This window comes from Leptospira sp. B5-022 (assembly GCF_000347035.1).
Taxonomy (GTDB): Bacteria; Spirochaetota; Leptospiria; order Leptospirales; family Leptospiraceae; genus Leptospira_B; species Leptospira_B cinconiae.
The window spans coordinates 156,896-175,575 of the sequence record NZ_ANIJ01000015.1 but is presented as its reverse complement, the minus strand read 5'-3'; the positions used below and the strand labels follow the sequence as shown (position 1 = coordinate 175,575).

Genomic DNA, 18,680 nt, shown 5'->3' with positions numbered 1-18,680 from the left:
CCCCGCCTTCTTTCGGGATAGGATGTTTACGATCCTTCCCACTCCTTGTTGCCTTTGCTGCTCGGTCTAAACCGCATCACAAAGCTGCTCCCGTTTTTTTGAACTTCCATTCTTCCACCGCACAAAACAAACAAGGAACTATGAATAAAGTGACCAAACTGACCGTCATACCCCCGATGGACGGGATCGCCATAGGCTGCATAATATCTGATCCCCTTCCGTTAGTCATAAATATCGGAGCCAGTCCGAATACTGTAGTGAAGATAGTCATCACACAAGGACGGATCCTCTTGATCCCTGCCGCTACTACCGCTTCTCGAATATCTCGAACGGAATGAAGCTTTCCTTTATCAAATATATCCTCCAAATAGCTTGAGATCACGACTCCGTCGTCGTCCACTACTCCAAACAGGACCAACATCCCGACCCAGACTGCAACCGACAAATTCGCTCCCCAAGCTGCTAGAAAAATGAAACCTCCGGAAGCGGCGACCAAGACTCCGAAATAGATGATGAACGCGACCCATTTCCTTTTAAAACCTATATAGAGAAGTACGAACATCGCGAAAAGGCATACCGGAATTACGACCTTCATCGTAGCGGTCGCCCTTCTTTGGTTTTCGAATTGTCCGGACCATTCCCAAAAACATCCTTGCGGGACGATCAATTGTCCCGACTTCACTGCGTCGCGCAGCACTTTCTCCGCATCTTCTACTACGCTGATCTCGTCCCGGTCCCTGGTATTTAGCGTGACGTATCCTACGAGGAGTCCCTTTTCTCCCTTGATCTCCTGCGGACCCATTACTGTCCGGATTGAAACGAGTTGAGCTAGGGGGATTTGAGCTCCGCTCATACCAGGCACTAAAATTTTTCCGATTTCGGGGATATCCTCCCTGAAATCGCGTAGATAACGAACGCGAACAGGGTATCTCTCCCTCTCTTCGACCGTCTCGGTAATATTCATACCGCCGATACCGATTTCGATCGCATCTTGGACATCACGGATGGCAATTCCGTATCTAGCGATCCTTTCCCGGTCAATGACCAGTTCTATATAAGGTTTTCCTACTATACGATCCGCGATTACGTCCGTTGCCCCCGGAACACCCTTGAGGATCCCTTCGATTTGCAGTCCCAAGTTCTCTATTTTCTTTAAATCCGTTCCGTATATTTTTATCCCCATCATCGCTCTAAATCCGGTTTGGAGCATTATCAACCTGGTTTGGATCGGCTGTAAGAAGGTGGGGATCACCCCGGGTATGCTGGTCTTCTTTTGGATCTCTTCTAAAATTTCCTTCTTTGTGATCTTTCTAGAATCTGGAAAGAATATACGAAAAGGAAATTGGAGAAAATTAGGCCAGCTTGAATAGAACCTTTCTTCCTTTATGTTTCTCCATTCCTCTTCCGGCTTTAGGGAAATGATGGATTCTATCATTCCGATGGGAGCAGGGTCCAGGGCCGAGTCGGATCTTCCTAACTTGCCTACTATAGATTCCACTTCCGGAATTCTGGAAATAATCTCGTCTTGTCCGCGATTCACGTTTACTACTTCGGATAACGCGGCTTGAGGAAGCATCGTCGGCATGTATAGGATTGAGCCTTCGTCTAACGGAGGCATAAACTCCCTTCCGATCCCCGGCAATATCCTAGTCTCGGAGGACAATCTCCAGCCCTGTTCCATCTCCTTGTGAAGGTCTTTGGGATCTTTCCTTCGAAGCAGAAGCGTAAAGGAAAAAGATCCATTGTGAACGTTTTTCAGATTTTGGAACCTCATATAAGATAATTCTAATAAAGGTCTTTTGAACTTTTGGTTATGAGGTATAAATAATGAATGTTTGAGCTCTTCGGAAGCTTCTTCGAAGCTGAACAAATTTACGACCCATTCTAACGGGCGAAAAACAGTGCCGATCCCGACCCAGATCGTGACCCCTATCACAAGGATTGAGATCGGCAGGATGATAAATTTTCTCTTATTTTCTAATACCCAGCGGAGCGAAGGCTCATAGATCCTGATCAATAGTCTGGAAGCATAATTTTTTTCTAATGGAATGAATTTCTCCGTTAGGGCTCTATATACGAACAAGCCCACGATTACCCCGGCCGTGATGGAGCTCGGCCAGCCGCTGTAGATCCCCATAAGATTCGGCGCGATTACGAACTTTACCGAAATGGCGACAAGGAAAGCCGAAAGGGAGGAGAGAAGGACCGCTCTTTTTTGGGAAATGCTGAAAGGTTTGTATAGCAGGTAACAAAGGAAAGGAACCACCGTCAGAGCGAGTACCACGGAGGAGCCGATGGCGAAGGTTTTTGTAAAGGCCAGGGGTTTAAATAGTTTTCCTTCTTGATCGGTCAAAAAGAATACCGGAACAAAAGAAACGATAGTGTTTGTTACTGCCGTTAAGATCGCCCCGGACACTTCTTTTGCACCTTCGTAAACTTTCTCGAAATAAGGTTTGTTATCCTCTTTATCCATGACATGACGGTAGATACTCTCCGTCATGATGATCCCCATGTCGCCTACGTCGCCTATCGCAATTGCAAGACCGGATAAGGACATTATGTTCGAATCGACTCCGAACATATACATTAGAATATAACAAAGTAGCACGCTCAAAGGAAGAGTTGCAATCACTGAAAAAGAGCTTTTAAAATGAAGCAGGAAGATCAGGATAATGAATCCGCCAAGGAGGGCTTCTTCTATTAGGGCTTCCTTCAAAGTATCTAATGTTTCCTCTACAATCTTTGTCCTGTCGTAAAATGGAACGATTTTGATCGAGGATTCTTTCCCGCCGGCTATGATCTTTTTCGGAAGAGCAGTTTGGATAGCCTGGATTTTCTCTTTTACCCTTTCAATCACCCTAAGAGGATTTTCACCGTATCTCATTAATACGATTCCCCCTACGGCTTCTTGTCCGTTCTTATCCAAGGATCCTCTTCTAAAATCAGGACCGAGGGAAACTGTCGCTACGGTTTTGACGAAGATCGGTATCCCGTTCTCTTCCTTTAGGACTATGTTTTCGATATCGGTAACCGACTTGATAAAGCCGACTCCTCTAATAAAATACTCTATACCGTTTTTTTCGATAACCTTTGCGCCTACATCTATATTAGATTTCATTACCGCTTCATAAAGATCGTAATGAGAAACTCGGTAGGCTCGCAACTTATCCGGATTTACATCTATCTGATACTGCTTTACGAAACCTCCCATGGAGGCAACTTCCGAAACTCCTTCCACGGAATTCAATTGATAACGGATAAACCAGTCCTGTGCCGATCTAAGTTCCGCTAAATCGAAACCTTCTCCTTCTACAGTGTACCAAAATACCTGTCCTAAAGCGGTAGCATCCGGACCTAACACCGGTACGACGCCCGTTGGTAATCTTTGTTGGGCAACATTCATCCTTTCGATGACCCTTGATCTCGCCCAATAATAATCGAACTCTTCCTTGAAGACGACGAACACCATCGAGAAGCCGAAACCGGACATGGAACGAATATTTTTTACTCCTGGAGTACCGCTCAAACTGATCGTTAAGGGGTACGTTACCTGATTGTCGATATCCTGGGGAGAACGCCCGGGCCAGTCCGCAAAAACTATCACTTGTTTTTCGCCTATATCAGGAATAGCGTCCACGGGCGTTTTGGAGATTGAATAGAGTCCGAAAAAAATAATTCCAATAATGCTGATCGTTAATAGAAAGCCGTTCTCTAAACAAAAACGAACTAATTTATTGACCATATAGATTTCCTAATCCCAATACCTAATGAGAGTGTGTCTTTACGGGAGAAGTCGTTTTTGAATCGTTCATCATACTTGGGAGTCCCTTGATCTGAAACTGACTGTCCAGTAAAAACCCTCCCTTGGTTATTACAAGTTCCCCTTCTTTGAGTCCGTCCAGGACAGGAAAATAATCTCCGGATTTTGAGCCGACGATCACGTTTCGGACCGCGTATTTTCCTCTCTCTAATTCCACGTAGACTACTTTTCTAAGTCCGCTATCCAAAACCGCACTTATAGGAACGGCAAGTGAAACACGACCGGCGCCGGAAGATGTCCCTCCTTCGAATTTCGGGATTTGCACTAGATCCATTCCGCAAATCGGACAAGTTCCCGGTCGAGAACGGATCACGGTTGGATGCAGAGGACAAGAATATTTACCTTCGACTCCTGTCGGTGCAGGAGAGCCGTCGGAGAGGATGGGAATGTTCACTTTTGCGTGTACGAACATCCCAGGTTTAAGTTTTAGAGACCTGTTGTCCACGTTTGCTAACACTCTTAAGGTCCTGGTGTCTTCATTCAGTTCCGGTCTGGCAAACCAGATCCTAGCGTTAAAGGTGTCCATTGGATAAGCGTCCGCCGTCAGTGTGACTATTTGGCCGTAGCGGATAAGCGGATATTCATACTCGTACAATTCCAGATAGACCCAGACCGATTCCAGATTCGCAAGTTTGTATAAGGCGTCTCCTGTCTTAATTGCTCCTTTTTCTAATATAGATTTTTCTAATACGATTCCTTTTACGGGGGACCTTATTGTGATCTTATCCTGGATTTTTTTGGATTCCTTTAATTGAGCTACTTGAGCTTCGGTTAGACCGTATCTAAGTAATTTGGCCTTGGCGGAATCGGTAAGTCCCGAAAGTGAATCGATTTCTTCCGCTAGCAGGAACTCCCTCTCGGCTAAAACTAATTCCGGGCTGTATACATCCAGGATATGATCACCTTTATTGATCGGAAGGCCTACATAATTGACGTACAGCTTTTCCGCATACCCGTCAAACCTGCTCGTAATCAATGAAACTGACTCTTCGTTAATCTGTACTTTCCCGACGGCATTGATATTTACGGAAAGTTCCTTTTTTATGATTGGAGAAGTCTCCAAGTGGATCAGATTTAGCTGCTCTTCGGAGAGCTCCATCTCTCCTTCTTGTAACGGACTGGGGGCAGAGTGCCCTGAGTGATCCTCCGCCGCACGATCATTCTTTGGCGATTTTCCGCAGTAAAAAACCCACAAAAGACAAAAGATCCAAATTACAATTCTGCCGAAAGCTTTTCGGAATTTATTTTCCATCATGGCTGTAATACCTTTTCATCCAATTTTCCGAGCGGTATCCCCATCAATAAGTGCTTGATCTCGGCGATCAAAATCTCTCTTTCCACACTCAATTCAGCCTGCACGATCTGAAATTCCAAGACCTCCCTTTCGATCGTCAGTAGAGTGACGAAATCGATCTTACCCGCTGAATAGCCGCTTAATCCGACTTCAAAAGTTTTTTCGATCTTCGGTAGGAAGTCCTTCGATAGAGCGTTCAGATTACGATTGATTTCGCGATATTTGTATAATTTTTCCGAAAAGTCGGAGACCAAAGAGATCAATTCCTTCGTATATTTTTTTTTGGCTCCTTCCTTTGCGGCAGCCGAGGATCCTATGATGCCCTCGATTTTTTCCCGCCAGATCGGAAGAGTGACAAAACCGGTCGGCCGAAACATCGTAGGGTTTGTTGCAAAATCAGTCATCAAACCCACGGCAAAATCCGGGACCTTGGATTTATTTGCCAGTTCCAGCATCTTTTCGGCCATTCGTACTTCGGATTCCATTTCTTTTAATAGAGGATTGTTTTCGAAAGCAACTTCGTAGATGGCTTCGGATTCCAAAAATTCCGATTGGATAGGAATGTAATTCGGAAAGGGGACTTTTTCCTGTTTTGGATTGATCCCGAGATTTACCGCCCATGAATAACGCAAAGGATTTTCGGAGTCCTCTAAATTACGAATCTCTAAAGCATTTTTAGATTGTTCCACTTGGGTTCGCAAAGCGTCGATTAAAGTGAATCGACCGACTTCGAACCCAGATCTAGAGATTTTTTCGATGTCTGCGAGAACTCGCAGCATCTTTTTATTAATTTCGACCTTCTTATGGACCAAATGATATCTATAGTAAATCTCGATCAGAGTGTGCAATACCCGCAAAACGGTTTGGCGATATCTATAATAATCCGCATCTGCTTCCGCTAGGGCGATATCCTTTCGCAAAGCTCTTTTACCTGGCCCGAACAGATCGAGCATCAACCCGGGCATAAAGGACATCACAGTCATTTTAATATCCGCTTGGAAGGTAAGTTTTGGATCCTCCAAAGCACCTTCTATTTTGGATTTTAAAAAAGACTCTTTCCATTTAAAATAAGCCGCCCCAACTTCCGGATTATTAATGATCCCTTCTTCCAAGTAGTCCGCTAAAGGAGTGTCTGCAGTAAACCCGATCAATTTTTCCTTGGAATTTCTTTCCAGCTTATATCCGGTTTGTCGGACATTCTCTTCCGAAGATCTTAGGTTTGCAGTCGAGTCCGGTGTGGAGCAGGCAAGCAGTGTTAAAATCGACAGAGAACAGACAACTTTCGTTTCCAAGCCGTGGCTCCTTTCGCCTTTACCGAGGATAAAGATCGTTTCGCTAATGGAGATATTGAAACTCAGATTCTCTTAAGCGAGAGAGGAGCAGTCAAATCGGATTTCGTAGTTAGACCGGAGATTCGGCTTGATTTTCATCAAAGCAATAGATCGAGGCCTCCTGGCGAGTGCCAAACAGGCGATAAGTTATAGAATGCTGTGTCGGTTAACTCAGATAAATGAGGATATTTTGGAAACTTTAAGTTTCCTTGATTATTCGATAAAGAATATGGAAATTAACCGAACTATCATTCACATAACGAATGATAAACGTTTAAGAGGAGAGCAGCCGCCTCATTGCCAATTTGAACCTGGGTCAAAGAAAGTGGAACAGATGAATTTCTGCGACCCTTTTCGTTTTTACGTGCATGAACCTCAGGCTGACATTAATACAGAAAGTCAGCGTAAATATTACTCAAGTGCTGATTGGACGATTAGAGCAAGATGCGGATACCGCACAACGTATGAGTATCTTGATGGCTTCTGGTAGAAATTCCGCCATTTCCTGCCAGGAGTACAGTCTCGGACATCAAGCCTTCAAGTAACGATTTTTTAGCGGGAATAGTATCCGTTTCCCTATCCCTTAAGGCTCGGCTTTTCACCGTTAGTTTAAATCATTTTATTTTGCTATAATCGCCTAATGCGTTCTCCGTTATATGTCAGAGCTATGGAAATAAATTTCCATATTTATCGAGAATTGGTGTAAAACGACTTAACGTTGCCCCGGGCGAAATAATCGATTATTTTAATCGTTAGCCGAAACAGTGAGGTCCTCTGACGAAGAAATTTATTAAAAAAACAGCAACCTAATACGAGTTTTGTCAAAAAATTTTATGTTGTGTTATGCGGAAAATTAAAAACACTTTACTACTTTTGTAAGAATATAACTGTTGTTACGTCAGTTAACATTTATGAAACCAAAGAAAGTCACTAACGATGATTTGGAAAAGATCATCGCCGGGGTAAAAACTCAAGCTGTTGAAGCGATTGGTAATTACCTCTACAAAGGATTTCGGATTCAGGTTAGTAAATACAACCTGTCTGGGGCGGAGAGGGTTCAGCTCCTTTACCAAAGGAGAAGGAAAGAAGGTCTTTGTATCGTCAGCGGCACTAAAGTAGGTAAAAAAAATCCGTCTACTGGCAGGTTGTATCGCCTCTGCGAATTCCACCGGAAGAAAATAGATAAAAAAAAGTAGTTCATAAAATCCGGAAAACGGCTGATAATCTATAAAGAGCTTTTGCTCTGGTAGGTATTCTTGTTTTCCGGATTTTATTTTAAGAGCATACGTTTTCCTTTTTCGAACAATGCTTTCAGAACGTTTCGCCTCTCCCGAATCCTAATCTTTTTCCTTATACTTTTTTCAGTCTCCTTCTCCACATTCGGCCAAGGGGAAAATCCTTCCAAACAAGGGCCATCCGATCCGGATATTCTGTTTAGGATCGCCGAAGAAGCCTATAAGGACCGTCGATTTTACAAGTCGGCGGAAAGTCTTCGTAACTTCCTGGTACTTTATCCAGGGAATCCTAAAAAAAACAGGGTACTTAGCCTTCTGAAAGATTGTTTTCTGAAATTGGATCGCCCGGAGAAAGCTTTAGAAGTCAGTCTGGATCTTTATAAAATGGAACCGACTGGAGAATTCGGATTAGAATCCTACTTGGAAGCCGGGCGCCTCCTGGCCAAGATGGGAGAAATCGACCAGGCGAAGCAGATTTTCTCCTCTATTTGCAGACAATCTTACTCCAGAGCCATGGCAGAAAAAGCCGCCCTGGAATTCTCCGGCATCGATCTACTTTCGGATGGGGAAGAACCTTCTCCGGAAGGGGAATCTTGTCGCGAAAAATAAGGAAATACTCGGATTTCGGTCCGAATTCTCCGATCGCGAGCCGATACTAGTTTATAGTTGAATTCCCACGGAAGAAATTTTTAATCTCTGGTAAGTATGTCCAACGGCTTCTTTCAAATCGTGAATTACCCGAAAGGGTCCTATGTCATCGTCGAAGGCAAGAAAGAGGCACACAATTTCTTTATCATCCGACAAGGCAAGGTCAGGGTCGCCCGCGAAAACCAAGTAGTAGGAGAGGATCCGAACCAACTTTTGGGCCCGGGGGATTTTTTCGGTGTTGTCGCTGCGATGAGCCAACACGCTCAGATCGAATCTGCGATAGCTCTTACCGATGTTTCTTTAATTCAGGTAAGTTATGATCAGTTTGGAACTCTGATCCAAAAAAATACTCCGGTAGCGATGAAGATCATTCGCTACTTTTCGATGAAACTCAGACAGTTCGACTCTACGATCACTCGTCTGTCTTTCCGTACTGCAATTGAAGAAGACCCGAATCAGTTGTTTGCGATCGGTGAGTATTACTTTAACCAGAAGAACACTCTTCATGCCGCATACGCATTCCAAAAATATCTGCAATATCTTCCTAACGGTCAGTTTGCCACTCAGGCAAAATTGAAATTACAGACCGTTAATCAACCGGTTGCTCCTTCTCCGATAGATTATACCAAGTTCAATCGTGCGTACGGCGATAACGAAATGATCTTTTGCGAGCATGAGCCTGGTAGAGAATTGTATATCATCCAGCACGGAAGAGTGAAGATCACTAAGATCGTAGACTCTAACGAAGTGCTTCTCGCCGTTTTACAAAGCGGGGATATCTTCGGAGAAATGGCACTTTTAGATAATAAACCTAGATCCGCGTCGGCGATTGCCTGGGGTGAAGTGCAACTCCTTGCGATCAATAAGGCAAACTTCGAGGGAATGGTCAAGGCTCAGCCTCAATTGGCGACAAGGCTAATCACTCTTCTTTCGGAAAGGATTTGGACTGCATATAAACAGCTCGCTAACTTGCTTATTTCCGATCCTCAGGGAAGGATCGCCGATACGTTACTCACTCTTGTGGAGAAAAATAGGGTCAAAGTTATTCCTAAATCCACCTACAATTTCGAGATCGGTACTAAAGACTTGATCAAGATGGTGGGATTGACGTATCCAAAGGACGAGAACTTGGTTCTGGATCTGATCTCCAAAAACAAATTTATCAAATTGGATCAGGGGAAAATTTCCTGCACGGATCTTGTGGAATTGGAAAAATTAGTACAAGCGTTCCGGAAAAAATCCCAGATAGACGCTAAGATCAAAAAACGTGCTTAAGTATATATTGAGAGGCTCGCTTACGCAAAGCGGTCCTTAGATATTGATCCCGAAAGCTTTACAGTCAGCTTTAATCATAATCTCTACTAGTTCTTTGAACTTGACCTTAGGTTCCCAACCTAGTTTTGCTTTTGCCTTTGCAGGATCTCCTATCAGAAGATCCACTTCGGTCGGTCTGTAAAAAGAAGGATCTACTTCGATTAAAAGTTTTCCGTCTTTCTTATTATAACCCTTCTCTTGGTCTCCCTTTCCTTTCCATTCTACTTGAATGTCCAGATGTCGGAAAGATTCTTCTATAAATTCTCTGACGGTATGAGTTTCGTTGGTGGCCACAACGTAATCGTCCGGCTCTGATTGTTGTAACATCATCCACATCATATTTACGTAATCAGGTGCATATCCCCAGTCTCGTTTTGCGTCCAGGTTCCCTAAATGGATCGGCCCACCTTTTCCGGAAACCAGGCCCGCGACTCCGAGAGTGATCTTTCTGGTTACAAAACCTTCTCCCCTTCTTGGAGATTCATGATTGAATAAAATTCCGTTAGAAGCATGTAATCCGAATGCTTCTCTATAGTTTACTACCGCCCAGAACGCGTATAATTTTGCGACTGCGTAAGGAGATCTAGGATAGAAGGGAGTTTTTTCGTCCTGAGGAACGGCCTGCACTTTTCCGTACAATTCGGAAGTAGAAGCTTGGTAGAATCTGGATTTGACTCCTGTTTGTTTGATCGCATCTAAAATTCGTAAAGTTCCGACTGCGTCCACTTCCGCTGTGTACTCGGGGACTTCGAAAGAAACTCCCACATGAGATTGTGCGGCTAAGTTATAAATTTCATCCGGTTGGACTTTTTCCAAAACCCGGTTTAGGTTACTGGAATCGGTTAAGTCCCCGTAATGCAGAAAAAGGTGAGGATTTCCTCTTAGATGTTCGATCCGATCCCGATTTAAGGAACTGGTTCTGCGAACGATCCCGTGTACTTCGTATTTTTTTTCCAAAAGAAGTTCGGTAAGATAGGATCCGTCCTGTCCCGTGATCCCTGTAATAAGCGCCTTTTTCATTCTGGAACCAAAAACCCCGGCTTTGTTATTGGGGCAAGAAGGATTAGATTACCGAACCGGTCTCAAATTCCACCTTTTGTGGGACTTCCGATCAGGGGATTAAACCGTCCCTTTCACCCAATTTTTCTTTCTGAATTCATAAATGAAAATCAGGGAAAGCGATCCGATCCAAACGAATATTGCGGCCCAGATCCCAAGAGTTCCGCCTTTCCATACGATCCCGAAAAGATAAGACAGTGGAAGCATTACTACATACGTAAGAAGAATATAGATCCTAAAGACATAGTTCTGTAGACCGGCTCCTCTTAAAGCGGCACCGATAACCATGTGGTAAGCGTCTCCGATTTGAATAACTCCTAATAATAGTAACACAGGATAACATTCTTCCACCAGGGCCTGATCCCTGGTCATCGCATACACGATCGTTTTTCCTAAAAAGATAAAACATAAACCGATGAATCCCATTACATGCGCGGAAATAAATGCGGAACGAAATGCCGAATGATATGCTAGTTTATATTTTTTGGCTCCCATGGCTTGCCCTAAGATCGTGGTCGCGGCTACTCCGAATGCGTATCCGGGTAAAAATGCAAAACTTAAGGTAGAAAACAAAACATTGGATGCTGCGACCGCAAGTACCGAGATCAATCCTTGGATCTTGGAGAAGATCACAAATGCAATATTGACAAATCCTTCTTCAAAGCCGGGAGGGAGCCCTACTTTGAAAATTTCGATCAAATGTTCTTTGCTGGGGAGAAGGTTTACTCCTTCGAAATATTCTTCTAATTTATAATAAAAAAAGAATATAGGGAATACTAAGAGCCCGGCTAGGCCAGCGATGGAAGATGCAAGGCCAGCTCCTCCGATCCCCATGGGAGAAAATCCTAGGTTTCCGTAGATCAGCATCCAATTAAAGATTATATTTGCGATAGTAGTTACCGCCATCGAAACAAATCCTGCCTTGGTAAATCCAAGGCCGTCCATAAATCCTCTAAAACAGAATCCTAAAAAATAAAATCCGCTGCCTATAAATCTAAAGTATAAATATTCCGTTCCGAGCGCGTTGACCGTTCTTTCTGGACCGATCCAAAACATAAGCTCTTCTGAAACCCAAGGGCCGGATATGGATAGGATACATCCTAAAAATACGGAAAGATAAAGTGTAGAAACTCCTACTTTTCCGATTTCGGATTTTTTACCTTCTCCAAATCTTCTTGCGACTATGATCTGCACTCCCATGGAAAATCCGATTAGGAATGCAACAAGAGTATAATAACAGGTCCCGCCTATGCCTATGGCCGCGATCGCATTTTGGCCTAAGTATCCGACCATAACCGTATCCGTGATCCAAACTAAGGATTGACTAAGCATTCCGAAAACAACCGGTAACGCTAAGGAAAGGATTTTAACGTTTAATCTGCTTGGGCGATAGAGTCTGAGAATTTTTTTATATAAAGGATCCAAGTAGTTTCCAGCTTTGAAAGGAGGGTTGTGCGAACAACATTTTTTCGATGAAAAACGGTTTATCCCGGTAACGATAGAGTTAAGATGACTTAAAAGTGTAGAAGGATACATGGACTCGAATCTAGGATTTGCAGATCTTCATAATCATTTATACGGTAGTCTGAAACCTGAACTTCTTAGGCAGATCGGATTGAATAATCCTTCCCCTCGTTGGGAAATTTTTACGAAACCTTTCCAGGAACTTTACGGTAGGTCCATTAACGCTGCGACATTCTTCGAAGATTATAAATCTTTGGAAGATTTTAAAAAGATCTACTTATTCAATCACCAAGGTCCTTTTCCCGAATTCCAGGCAAAGTTTAACCTGATCATTGCACTTTCTAAATTTGATCCTCAAGAGATCAAATTTGTATCCAAACATATAAGCAAGGACCAATACGAAGAAGGAGTAACTTTTGGAGAATATCGTATCATGTATTCCCCGCTCGAAACCTATGAAGGGATTTATTCTAAAACGTTAGCTGCCTGCGAAGGTTTTGAAGATGCGGAGTCCGAACTTTCAGGGAAGGCTAAATCCCGCTTAGTAGTTTCCCTGCACAGGGACGGAGAAATATTCAAAGAATACGAAATGCTAAAAGAGATGATGGAGAAAGACGCCCTCATCAAAAAGTATCTAGTCGGATTAGATTTTTGTTATATTGAAGAAGGTTTTCCCCCGAAAGGGAAAAGGGAATTTTTGAAAGAAGTGCAAAAAGATAATATTGCGGAAACTTCTACAGCGCTTGCGGTTCTTTATCATGTAGGGGAATCTTTCTTGGATAAAACTCTCCTTTCCGCGTCTCGATGGGTTGTAGAAACGGCTGAATGGGGGGCACATAGACTAGGGCATGCAATCGCAATCGGTTTGGATCCCTATGCATATCTTGGTAAAAAAGTTTTAGAACCGGTGTCCGAAAGAGAAGACACACTCAAATTTCAATTGGATCATTGGGAAGAAATTTCCAAATACGGAGAATTACCTCCCAAAAAAAAGTTGGAATCCGAATTGGATTCGATCCGACATAAGGAGAAAGTGGAAATTTCCGTTACTGAAAACCTGGTCTCTGAAACAAAGGTTTTTCAAGAGTATTGTATGGATCGGATCAAAAATACAAACGTGGTCATCGAGTCATGCCCTAGTTCCAATGAGTATATCGGAATGGTACGGGATAAGGCTCATCATCCGTTAATCAGATTCGCTCAGAACGATCTGAAATTTACCATCTCTACCGACGATCCCGGGATTTTCGGGACCAATATTAAAGAGGAATATGATAAGGCGGAACGTTTAGGATTGGACTCCGGACTTTTGGAAAAGGTTAGAAAGAATTCTTTTCAATATACATCCGAAGTCCTTTCCGGAAGGATGAGATCCGAACGAGGAGCAGTGCTCTAAAGATGAGATCTTATTCTTTATTAAATAAGTTAGCTGCTCTTTGTATTATCTTAGCGTTTTCTTTTCCGATATTCGCTCAGAACCAAAGCGATTTTTCGGATCCGTACGATTATAATTTAAGAAATTATAAGGATGAAAAATCTCCGGATGGATTTAGGGAATATTCTCTTCCTCCTAAAATGGATAAACCTACTTTGGTAAATCCAAGAAATGTGCAAGTTCCTTTCCAAACTGGTTTGCCCATTTCTTCGGGGAGCCAAGGTACCAGAAGGACTACGAACCCGGTCCAAGGTAGAAATGACGAAGGTCTCTTTAATCCGGTCACTGGAGAAGTGAATACCGAGGCTTTGCAACGACAACAAGAGCAGGCAAGAGATCGCAAAAGAAAATTAGAAGAATTCGGGAACGATCCTCAACCTTATACCGAATCCAGGCTTCGTCGTTTTTCGATCATATTTTTTATGACACTTCCGATCGCCGCCGGTGTAGCGTATGGTGCGTTATCCGCCGTAGATCCGGGGTATCAAAAAACATTCGAGGGAGGATGGATCGTATTCGGTGTGGCTTCCACTCTTGCATTGGCAAATGCTTGGTTGGATCTAAGGGATTATGATCGTATGAAATTGGAAAACCAACCGCAAAGCCCGACTCCGAATCCGACTGTACCGGATAAACTTTCCGAAACGATACATCCTAAAACGATCCCAGGATACGGATTGTATTCCAGAAATATGGAATACAGAATGGAATTCGAATTTTTTAGCACTCGTTTCTGATAAAATATGAATCCTCTTTTAGATCCCGATGTACGGACAAGAATAGTTTCCGAATGGGAAAGGGTCTCGCTCTTTTTTGAAGAGAATATCAAACCTTTCTTACGGTTTATATTCGGGGTCTTAGGGATTATTTCTCTTTTTATACTGATCTTTTTATACGGATTTTATTATCCGCCTGAATGGGTCCATCCACTTCGTTTAGTTACGCTAACTATCGTTTGGTATTTGGTAATCTATGAATTTTTGAGTTTTATATTCACATTAACTCCGTATCGCGATTATTTAAAGTTTCATAAAATAGAGGCCTTTGTTGTCCTAATAGTGATCTTACAGTTCTTCTTCGAGGAAAAGATCGAATCGATTCTTTCTCAACAAAGAACGGAAGAAGTCGTACTCTTGTTCTTATCCTTAAGCCAATTGACTTTGGCATTCGGAGGGTTTGCGCACTTTTTACGAAGAGCTAGACTTTCTCTCGGAAAAATTTCTCCTTCCTTGGTAATGACAGCAAGTTTTGCGATCTTGATCTTTTTAGGAACCGCTGCCTTATGCCTTCCTAGAGCAGAAGCAAGACCGATCCCATTAGTGGATCTTTTTTTCACTGCGGTGAGTGCGGTTTGTGTCACAGGTCTTAGTACGATAGATGTTTCTCAGGATCTGACCGGGACCGGACAGGTGATCTTGATGGTGCTTGTGCAGTTAGGCGGTTTGGGACTGATGACTTTGACCGTATTCTTCGCATTGGTCTTAGAAGGACAAGTTTCCGTTACGGAAAAACTGATCGTTAAGGATCTATTTAGCCAAGAAACCATTGGAAGAGCGGGTTCCATCTTAAAACAGGTCGCTTACCAGACATTTGCGATAGAAGGGGTAGGTTCCGTTTTTTTATATTTAACATTTCCTAAAGAGTTGGGATTTTCACAAAGAGAACTTATCTTTCAGTCCGTATTTCATTCTATAACAGGATTTTGTAATGCAGGGTTTGCACTTTTTCCTAAAGGACTAGCGGACCCCCATTTGAAGGGGTCTTATTCATTACTTTCCGTTTTAATGGTCCTGATCGTATTCGGAGGCTTAGGATTTCCCACCGTAAATCAACTCTTGAAAAAAATCAGATTCGATGGAGAATCTTTTAGACATCGTTTTTCTTTGGGCTCTAAACTTATCCTGATTACGACCGTCATTCTATTACTCTTTGGTTGGATTTCCTACTGGGTATTGGAAAAAAATTACAGTTTGAAGGACTTATATTGGTACGACCAGGCATTCCATTCTTTATTCTATTCGGTTACCGCAAGGACTGCAGGATTTAATACTTTGGACATCTCCTCCATGGGAATACCTATGGTGTTCGTGAGCCTATTTCTGATGTGGGTGGGCGCTTCCCCAAATTCTACAGGAGGTGGGATCAAAACTTCCACATTAGCGCTTGCCGTTTTACAGTTTTATCAATTTTTTACCGGAAAGGAAAGAGTGGATGTTTTCGGAAGAACCGTCGCGGAAAATTCTCTTTCCAGAGCCTCCGTTGCAATCGTACTTTCTATGTTTATAATATTCTTAGGTATCTTTTTTTTGGTCTGTTTCGAGAAACCTTTACCATTTCTAGATATTTGTTTCGAAGTAGTTTCCGCTTACGGAACCACCGGTCTTTCTAGAGGGGTCACTTCTCAGTTAGAGGATCCCGGAAAACTAATTTTGTGTTTTGTAATGTTTGTGGGAAGGGTTGGAGTGCTAACCGTATTATTGGCTTTTGTTCCGAAACGGAAACCCAGAAGATATTGGTATCCGGAAGAATATGTCGTGGTCGGTTAAAGGAAGGTTCGAATGAGAAAGAAAAGGATCGCAGTCATAGGCCTCGGAGATTTCGGGATCGAACTCGTAAAAAGATTATACGAAGACGGGCAAGAAGTCACTGCAGTCGATCAGGATAAAAACAAGATAGATCGTATTAGAGAATTTTCGACTTACTGTGTCGCGATCGATTCCACGGACGAATCCGAATTGAAAGAACACGGTTTGGACGAAATGGACGCTGTCGTATTGGCAATCGGGGATAATTTCGAAAATCTGATCGTGACAGCGGATGCTTTAAAAAAAATAGGAGCTATCAATATATTCGCCCGTTATCAGTCCGATCTGAATAAAAGAGTTTTGCAAATGTTAGGAATTGAGAACTTATTCAACCCGGAAGAACAAGCGGCTCATTCTATGGCGGAGCAACTTGCTAATAGCAGTGTAAAAGGTGTCACCTTGCTTGGACAAGATTATAGGATTTTGGAAGCCATGGTCCCGAAACATATGCAAGGTAAAACGGTACAAGGAGCCAAACTCAGAGAAGATTGGAACTTAAATCTGATCACAGTCAAAAGACCTAAAAATACCAGAAGAAAATCTGACCGAAAAGACGAAGAAGTTTTAGGTATTCCTTCTCCTAATCTTGTATTGGCGGAAGGGGATATACTAGTGCTGTTCGGAAAAACGGAAGATCTGGAACAAATGATCGGAATTCGTTAGGTAGGTTTGTAGGTCCTTTTGAAATTTTCAAACTAAACTACCGAATTTTAAATGAAAACGATTCGATTTGGGAGTAAAATCCAATTCGATCCGGTCGAAATAATGTTATGAGAGTTCTGGTCCTCTTGCTATTATTAGGATTCAATTTTTGTTCTCCTCTCCAGGTAAAATCCCAGGTAGAGGTGGAAAGATCAGATCATATCCGCTACTACGAAAAAACCTACGCGTTTCTTCCGTTTTTAGGCCAAGCGCCGCCTATTCTGATCCGCGAGAACGAAGACTTGATCCGTGAAAAATTTGCGGAGAAGGGTTATAGGGAAGTGGATATTTCCAGAGCGGACCAATTAGTACATTATGATATATTAATTTTTCCGAGAGGAAGTGTGATCGATCATAAAGCGGATCTGGGCGCCTTCGGTGGATGGACTAGCGCCAGAGGGATGAGATACCACTCTTACGGCGGAACTTCCAGCCGATTAGCCGCAGTGCCTATTTTAGGGAGTGCTGGAGGATATTCCCCTTTTGCATTTATGGGAAATTTCGGCAATTCTCGGATTTCAGGTTCCAGCCCTTATTATGAAAACTTTTACGATGTGATCTTTAGAATAGTGATCTATGACGGAAAACGTTATAGAGGACTTCCTTCCAGCGTACTTTTAAAAGCAAACGTGGAAGGAGAAGGTAGGTCCGGGCCGATGTTCGATGTGATCCCTTATCTGATCACAGGTTTTTTTAAATCATTTCCTAATTTCGCCGGAGAAAAGCATGAAGTCATCTCCGAAGAGGAAGTTTGGAGAGGCGATTGATCATCCCATCGGATAAGGGATCTTTTTAGAGACCTCGTCTATCTTTTTTAAAATATCATCCGATAGGATCAAATTTGCGGCCTTTAAACTTTCTTCCAATTGTTCTACAGTGTTGGCCCCGATAATGGTAGAAGCCACGTAATCGTGTTGTTTGGACCAAGCGACCGAAAGAGTGGTCACGCTGATCCCTGCCTCCTTTGCGATTTCCATCAGATCTTTTGTAGAAGCAAGTGTGCCTTCGTTCAAAAAACGATTCGCCATTCTTCTTTGTCTTTCCGTAGGAAGTTTTGCATAACGCGTAAATCTTGCGTTTTCGGGTGGAATAGGTCCGTTGTATTTTCCTGTCAGAACTCCTCCTGCTAAAGGAGAGTAAGGAAGAAGGCTGATCTGTTCTCTTCTACAAATATCGGAAAGAGCATCTTCGAACCTTCTGTTCAGAATGCTGAAATTATTTTGGATGGATTCGTACCTTGCAATTTTATTCGTGCGGGAAACTTCCAGGCTTTTCATGGTTCCCCAGGCGGTTTCGTTGCTACTTCCTATATATCTGACTTTGCCTTCGTCTATCAATTCGGTCAAAGCTTCCAAGGTTTCTTCGTATCCGAAATCATGATCCGGCCAATGAGTTTGGTATAAATCTATATAATCGGTTCCGAGTCTTTTTAAACTACCTTCGATCGCAACTTTGATATTTCTGCGATCTAATGCGGTCTTACCTTCTCTCACAGGAGGAGTAAACCATCCATGACCCGGTCCACAAACCTTGGTGGCGATCAGAATAGATTCTCTCTTTTTAGTCTTCAGCCAATTGCCGAAAATTTTTTCAGTGGCGTGAACGTACTCCGCTTCGGGAGGAACAGGATAGATCTCCGCAGTATCATAAAAATCTATACCTGAATCGAAGGCCTTATCCAAAATACGATGCGCTTCCTTTTCATCACAAGTGGAACCGAAAGTCATGGTGCCCATACAAATTTCGGAAACCACCATACCGGTTTTTCCAAGCCTTCTTTTTTTCATTCTTAC

General features: G+C 42.8%; 14 protein-coding genes. 8 read left to right on the top strand and 6 right to left on the bottom strand.

Features of this window, described 5'->3' with window-relative positions; translation table 11 throughout:
* Positions 1-76: 76 nt before the first annotated feature.
* The 3 genes from LEP1GSC192_RS20050 to LEP1GSC192_RS06525 all read right to left on the bottom strand — a co-directional run bounded on the left by LEP1GSC192_RS20050 (position 77) and on the right by LEP1GSC192_RS06525 (position 6,406).
* Positions 77-3,742: an efflux RND transporter permease subunit gene (locus LEP1GSC192_RS20050; protein WP_020769308.1), complete on the bottom strand. Its 3,666-nt coding sequence runs from the start codon at positions 3,740-3,742 to the stop codon at positions 77-79.
* A gap of 22 nt (positions 3,743-3,764) precedes the next feature.
* Positions 3,765-4,919: an efflux RND transporter periplasmic adaptor subunit gene (locus tag LEP1GSC192_RS06530; protein ID WP_157186895.1), complete on the bottom strand. Its 1,155-nt coding sequence runs from the start codon at positions 4,917-4,919 to the stop codon at positions 3,765-3,767.
* Between the two features lie 152 nt (positions 4,920-5,071).
* Positions 5,072-6,406 (bottom strand): TolC family protein, encoded by a 1,335-nt coding sequence (locus LEP1GSC192_RS06525; RefSeq protein WP_020769086.1) that lies wholly within the window; start codon positions 6,404-6,406, stop codon positions 5,072-5,074.
* 950 nt (positions 6,407-7,356) lie between these two features.
* Between LEP1GSC192_RS06525 and LEP1GSC192_RS06515 the strand changes: the two genes are divergently transcribed.
* From LEP1GSC192_RS06515 to LEP1GSC192_RS06505, 3 genes are all read left to right on the top strand, one after another.
* On the top strand, positions 7,357-7,641 hold the full coding sequence (locus tag LEP1GSC192_RS06515) for a hypothetical protein (protein ID WP_036089219.1): 285 nt from the start codon (positions 7,357-7,359) through the stop codon (positions 7,639-7,641).
* A 60-nt stretch (positions 7,642-7,701) separates the two neighbouring features.
* Positions 7,702-8,289: a tol-pal system YbgF family protein gene (locus tag LEP1GSC192_RS06510; RefSeq protein WP_020769412.1), complete on the top strand. Its 588-nt coding sequence runs from the start codon at positions 7,702-7,704 to the stop codon at positions 8,287-8,289.
* A 96-nt stretch (positions 8,290-8,385) separates the two neighbouring features.
* Entirely contained in the window at positions 8,386-9,603 is a 1,218-nt protein-coding gene (locus LEP1GSC192_RS06505) for a Crp/Fnr family transcriptional regulator (protein WP_020769083.1), read from the top strand.
* Positions 9,604-9,639: 36 nt separating this feature from the next.
* Here LEP1GSC192_RS06505 and gmd read toward each other — a convergent pair whose 3' ends face one another.
* Together gmd and LEP1GSC192_RS06495 are read right to left on the bottom strand one after the other, a co-directional pair.
* Positions 9,640-10,662: a GDP-mannose 4,6-dehydratase gene (gmd, locus tag LEP1GSC192_RS06500; protein WP_020769182.1), complete on the bottom strand. Its 1,023-nt coding sequence runs from the start codon at positions 10,660-10,662 to the stop codon at positions 9,640-9,642.
* A gap of 99 nt (positions 10,663-10,761) precedes the next feature.
* Complete coding sequence (locus LEP1GSC192_RS06495) at positions 10,762-12,126, bottom strand: MATE family efflux transporter (protein WP_020769205.1); 1,365 nt, start codon at positions 12,124-12,126, stop codon at positions 10,762-10,764.
* A 109-nt stretch (positions 12,127-12,235) separates the two neighbouring features.
* On the opposite strand from LEP1GSC192_RS06495, the gene LEP1GSC192_RS06490 reads away from it, so the two are divergent.
* From LEP1GSC192_RS06490 to LEP1GSC192_RS06470, 5 genes are all read left to right on the top strand, one after another.
* The gene (locus LEP1GSC192_RS06490; RefSeq protein WP_020769335.1) at positions 12,236-13,561 is read left to right on the top strand and encodes an adenosine/AMP deaminase; all 1,326 of its coding nucleotides are present in this window, start codon (positions 12,236-12,238) and stop codon (positions 13,559-13,561) included.
* Positions 13,562-13,563: 2 nt separating this feature from the next.
* Positions 13,564-14,337, top strand: a complete 774-nt coding sequence (locus LEP1GSC192_RS06485; protein ID WP_020769101.1) for a hypothetical protein — start codon at positions 13,564-13,566, stop codon at positions 14,335-14,337.
* Positions 14,338-14,343: 6 nt separating this feature from the next.
* Complete coding sequence (locus LEP1GSC192_RS06480; protein WP_020769232.1) at positions 14,344-16,146, top strand: TrkH family potassium uptake protein; 1,803 nt, start codon at positions 14,344-14,346, stop codon at positions 16,144-16,146.
* Between the two features lie 12 nt (positions 16,147-16,158).
* Positions 16,159-16,848, top strand: a complete 690-nt coding sequence (locus LEP1GSC192_RS06475; RefSeq protein ID WP_020769347.1) for a TrkA family potassium uptake protein — start codon at positions 16,159-16,161, stop codon at positions 16,846-16,848.
* Between the two features lie 107 nt (positions 16,849-16,955).
* A complete protein-coding gene (locus LEP1GSC192_RS06470; RefSeq protein ID WP_020769152.1) occupies positions 16,956-17,654 on the top strand; it encodes a hypothetical protein in 699 nt (232 codons plus the stop codon).
* Here the strand turns inward: LEP1GSC192_RS06470 and LEP1GSC192_RS06465 are convergent, their stop codons facing one another.
* A complete protein-coding gene (locus tag LEP1GSC192_RS06465) occupies positions 17,655-18,674 on the bottom strand; it encodes an aldo/keto reductase (protein ID WP_020769373.1) in 1,020 nt (339 codons plus the stop codon).
* Between the last annotated feature and the right edge of the window lie 6 nt (positions 18,675-18,680).

Coding starts and splice junctions, on each gene's coding strand:
- LEP1GSC192_RS06485 (WP_020769101.1), top strand. CDS start 13,564: ATGAGATCTTATTCTTTATTAAATAAGTTAGCTGCTCTTTGTATTATC.
- LEP1GSC192_RS06465 (WP_020769373.1), bottom strand. CDS start 18,674: ATGAAAAAAAGAAGGCTTGGAAAAACCGGTATGGTGGTTTCCGAAATT.
- LEP1GSC192_RS06515 (WP_036089219.1), top strand. CDS start 7,357: ATGAAACCAAAGAAAGTCACTAACGATGATTTGGAAAAGATCATCGCC.
- LEP1GSC192_RS06470 (WP_020769152.1), top strand. CDS start 16,956: ATGAGAGTTCTGGTCCTCTTGCTATTATTAGGATTCAATTTTTGTTCT.
- LEP1GSC192_RS06490 (WP_020769335.1), top strand. CDS start 12,236: ATGGACTCGAATCTAGGATTTGCAGATCTTCATAATCATTTATACGGT.
- LEP1GSC192_RS06475 (WP_020769347.1), top strand. CDS start 16,159: ATGAGAAAGAAAAGGATCGCAGTCATAGGCCTCGGAGATTTCGGGATC.
- gmd (WP_020769182.1), bottom strand. CDS start 10,662: ATGAAAAAGGCGCTTATTACAGGGATCACGGGACAGGACGGATCCTAT.
- LEP1GSC192_RS06530 (WP_157186895.1), bottom strand. CDS start 4,919: ATGGAGCTCTCCGAAGAGCAGCTAAATCTGATCCACTTGGAGACTTCT.
- LEP1GSC192_RS06480 (WP_020769232.1), top strand. CDS start 14,344: ATGAATCCTCTTTTAGATCCCGATGTACGGACAAGAATAGTTTCCGAA.
- LEP1GSC192_RS20050 (WP_020769308.1), bottom strand. CDS start 3,742: ATGGTCAATAAATTAGTTCGTTTTTGTTTAGAGAACGGCTTTCTATTA.
- LEP1GSC192_RS06505 (WP_020769083.1), top strand. CDS start 8,386: ATGTCCAACGGCTTCTTTCAAATCGTGAATTACCCGAAAGGGTCCTAT.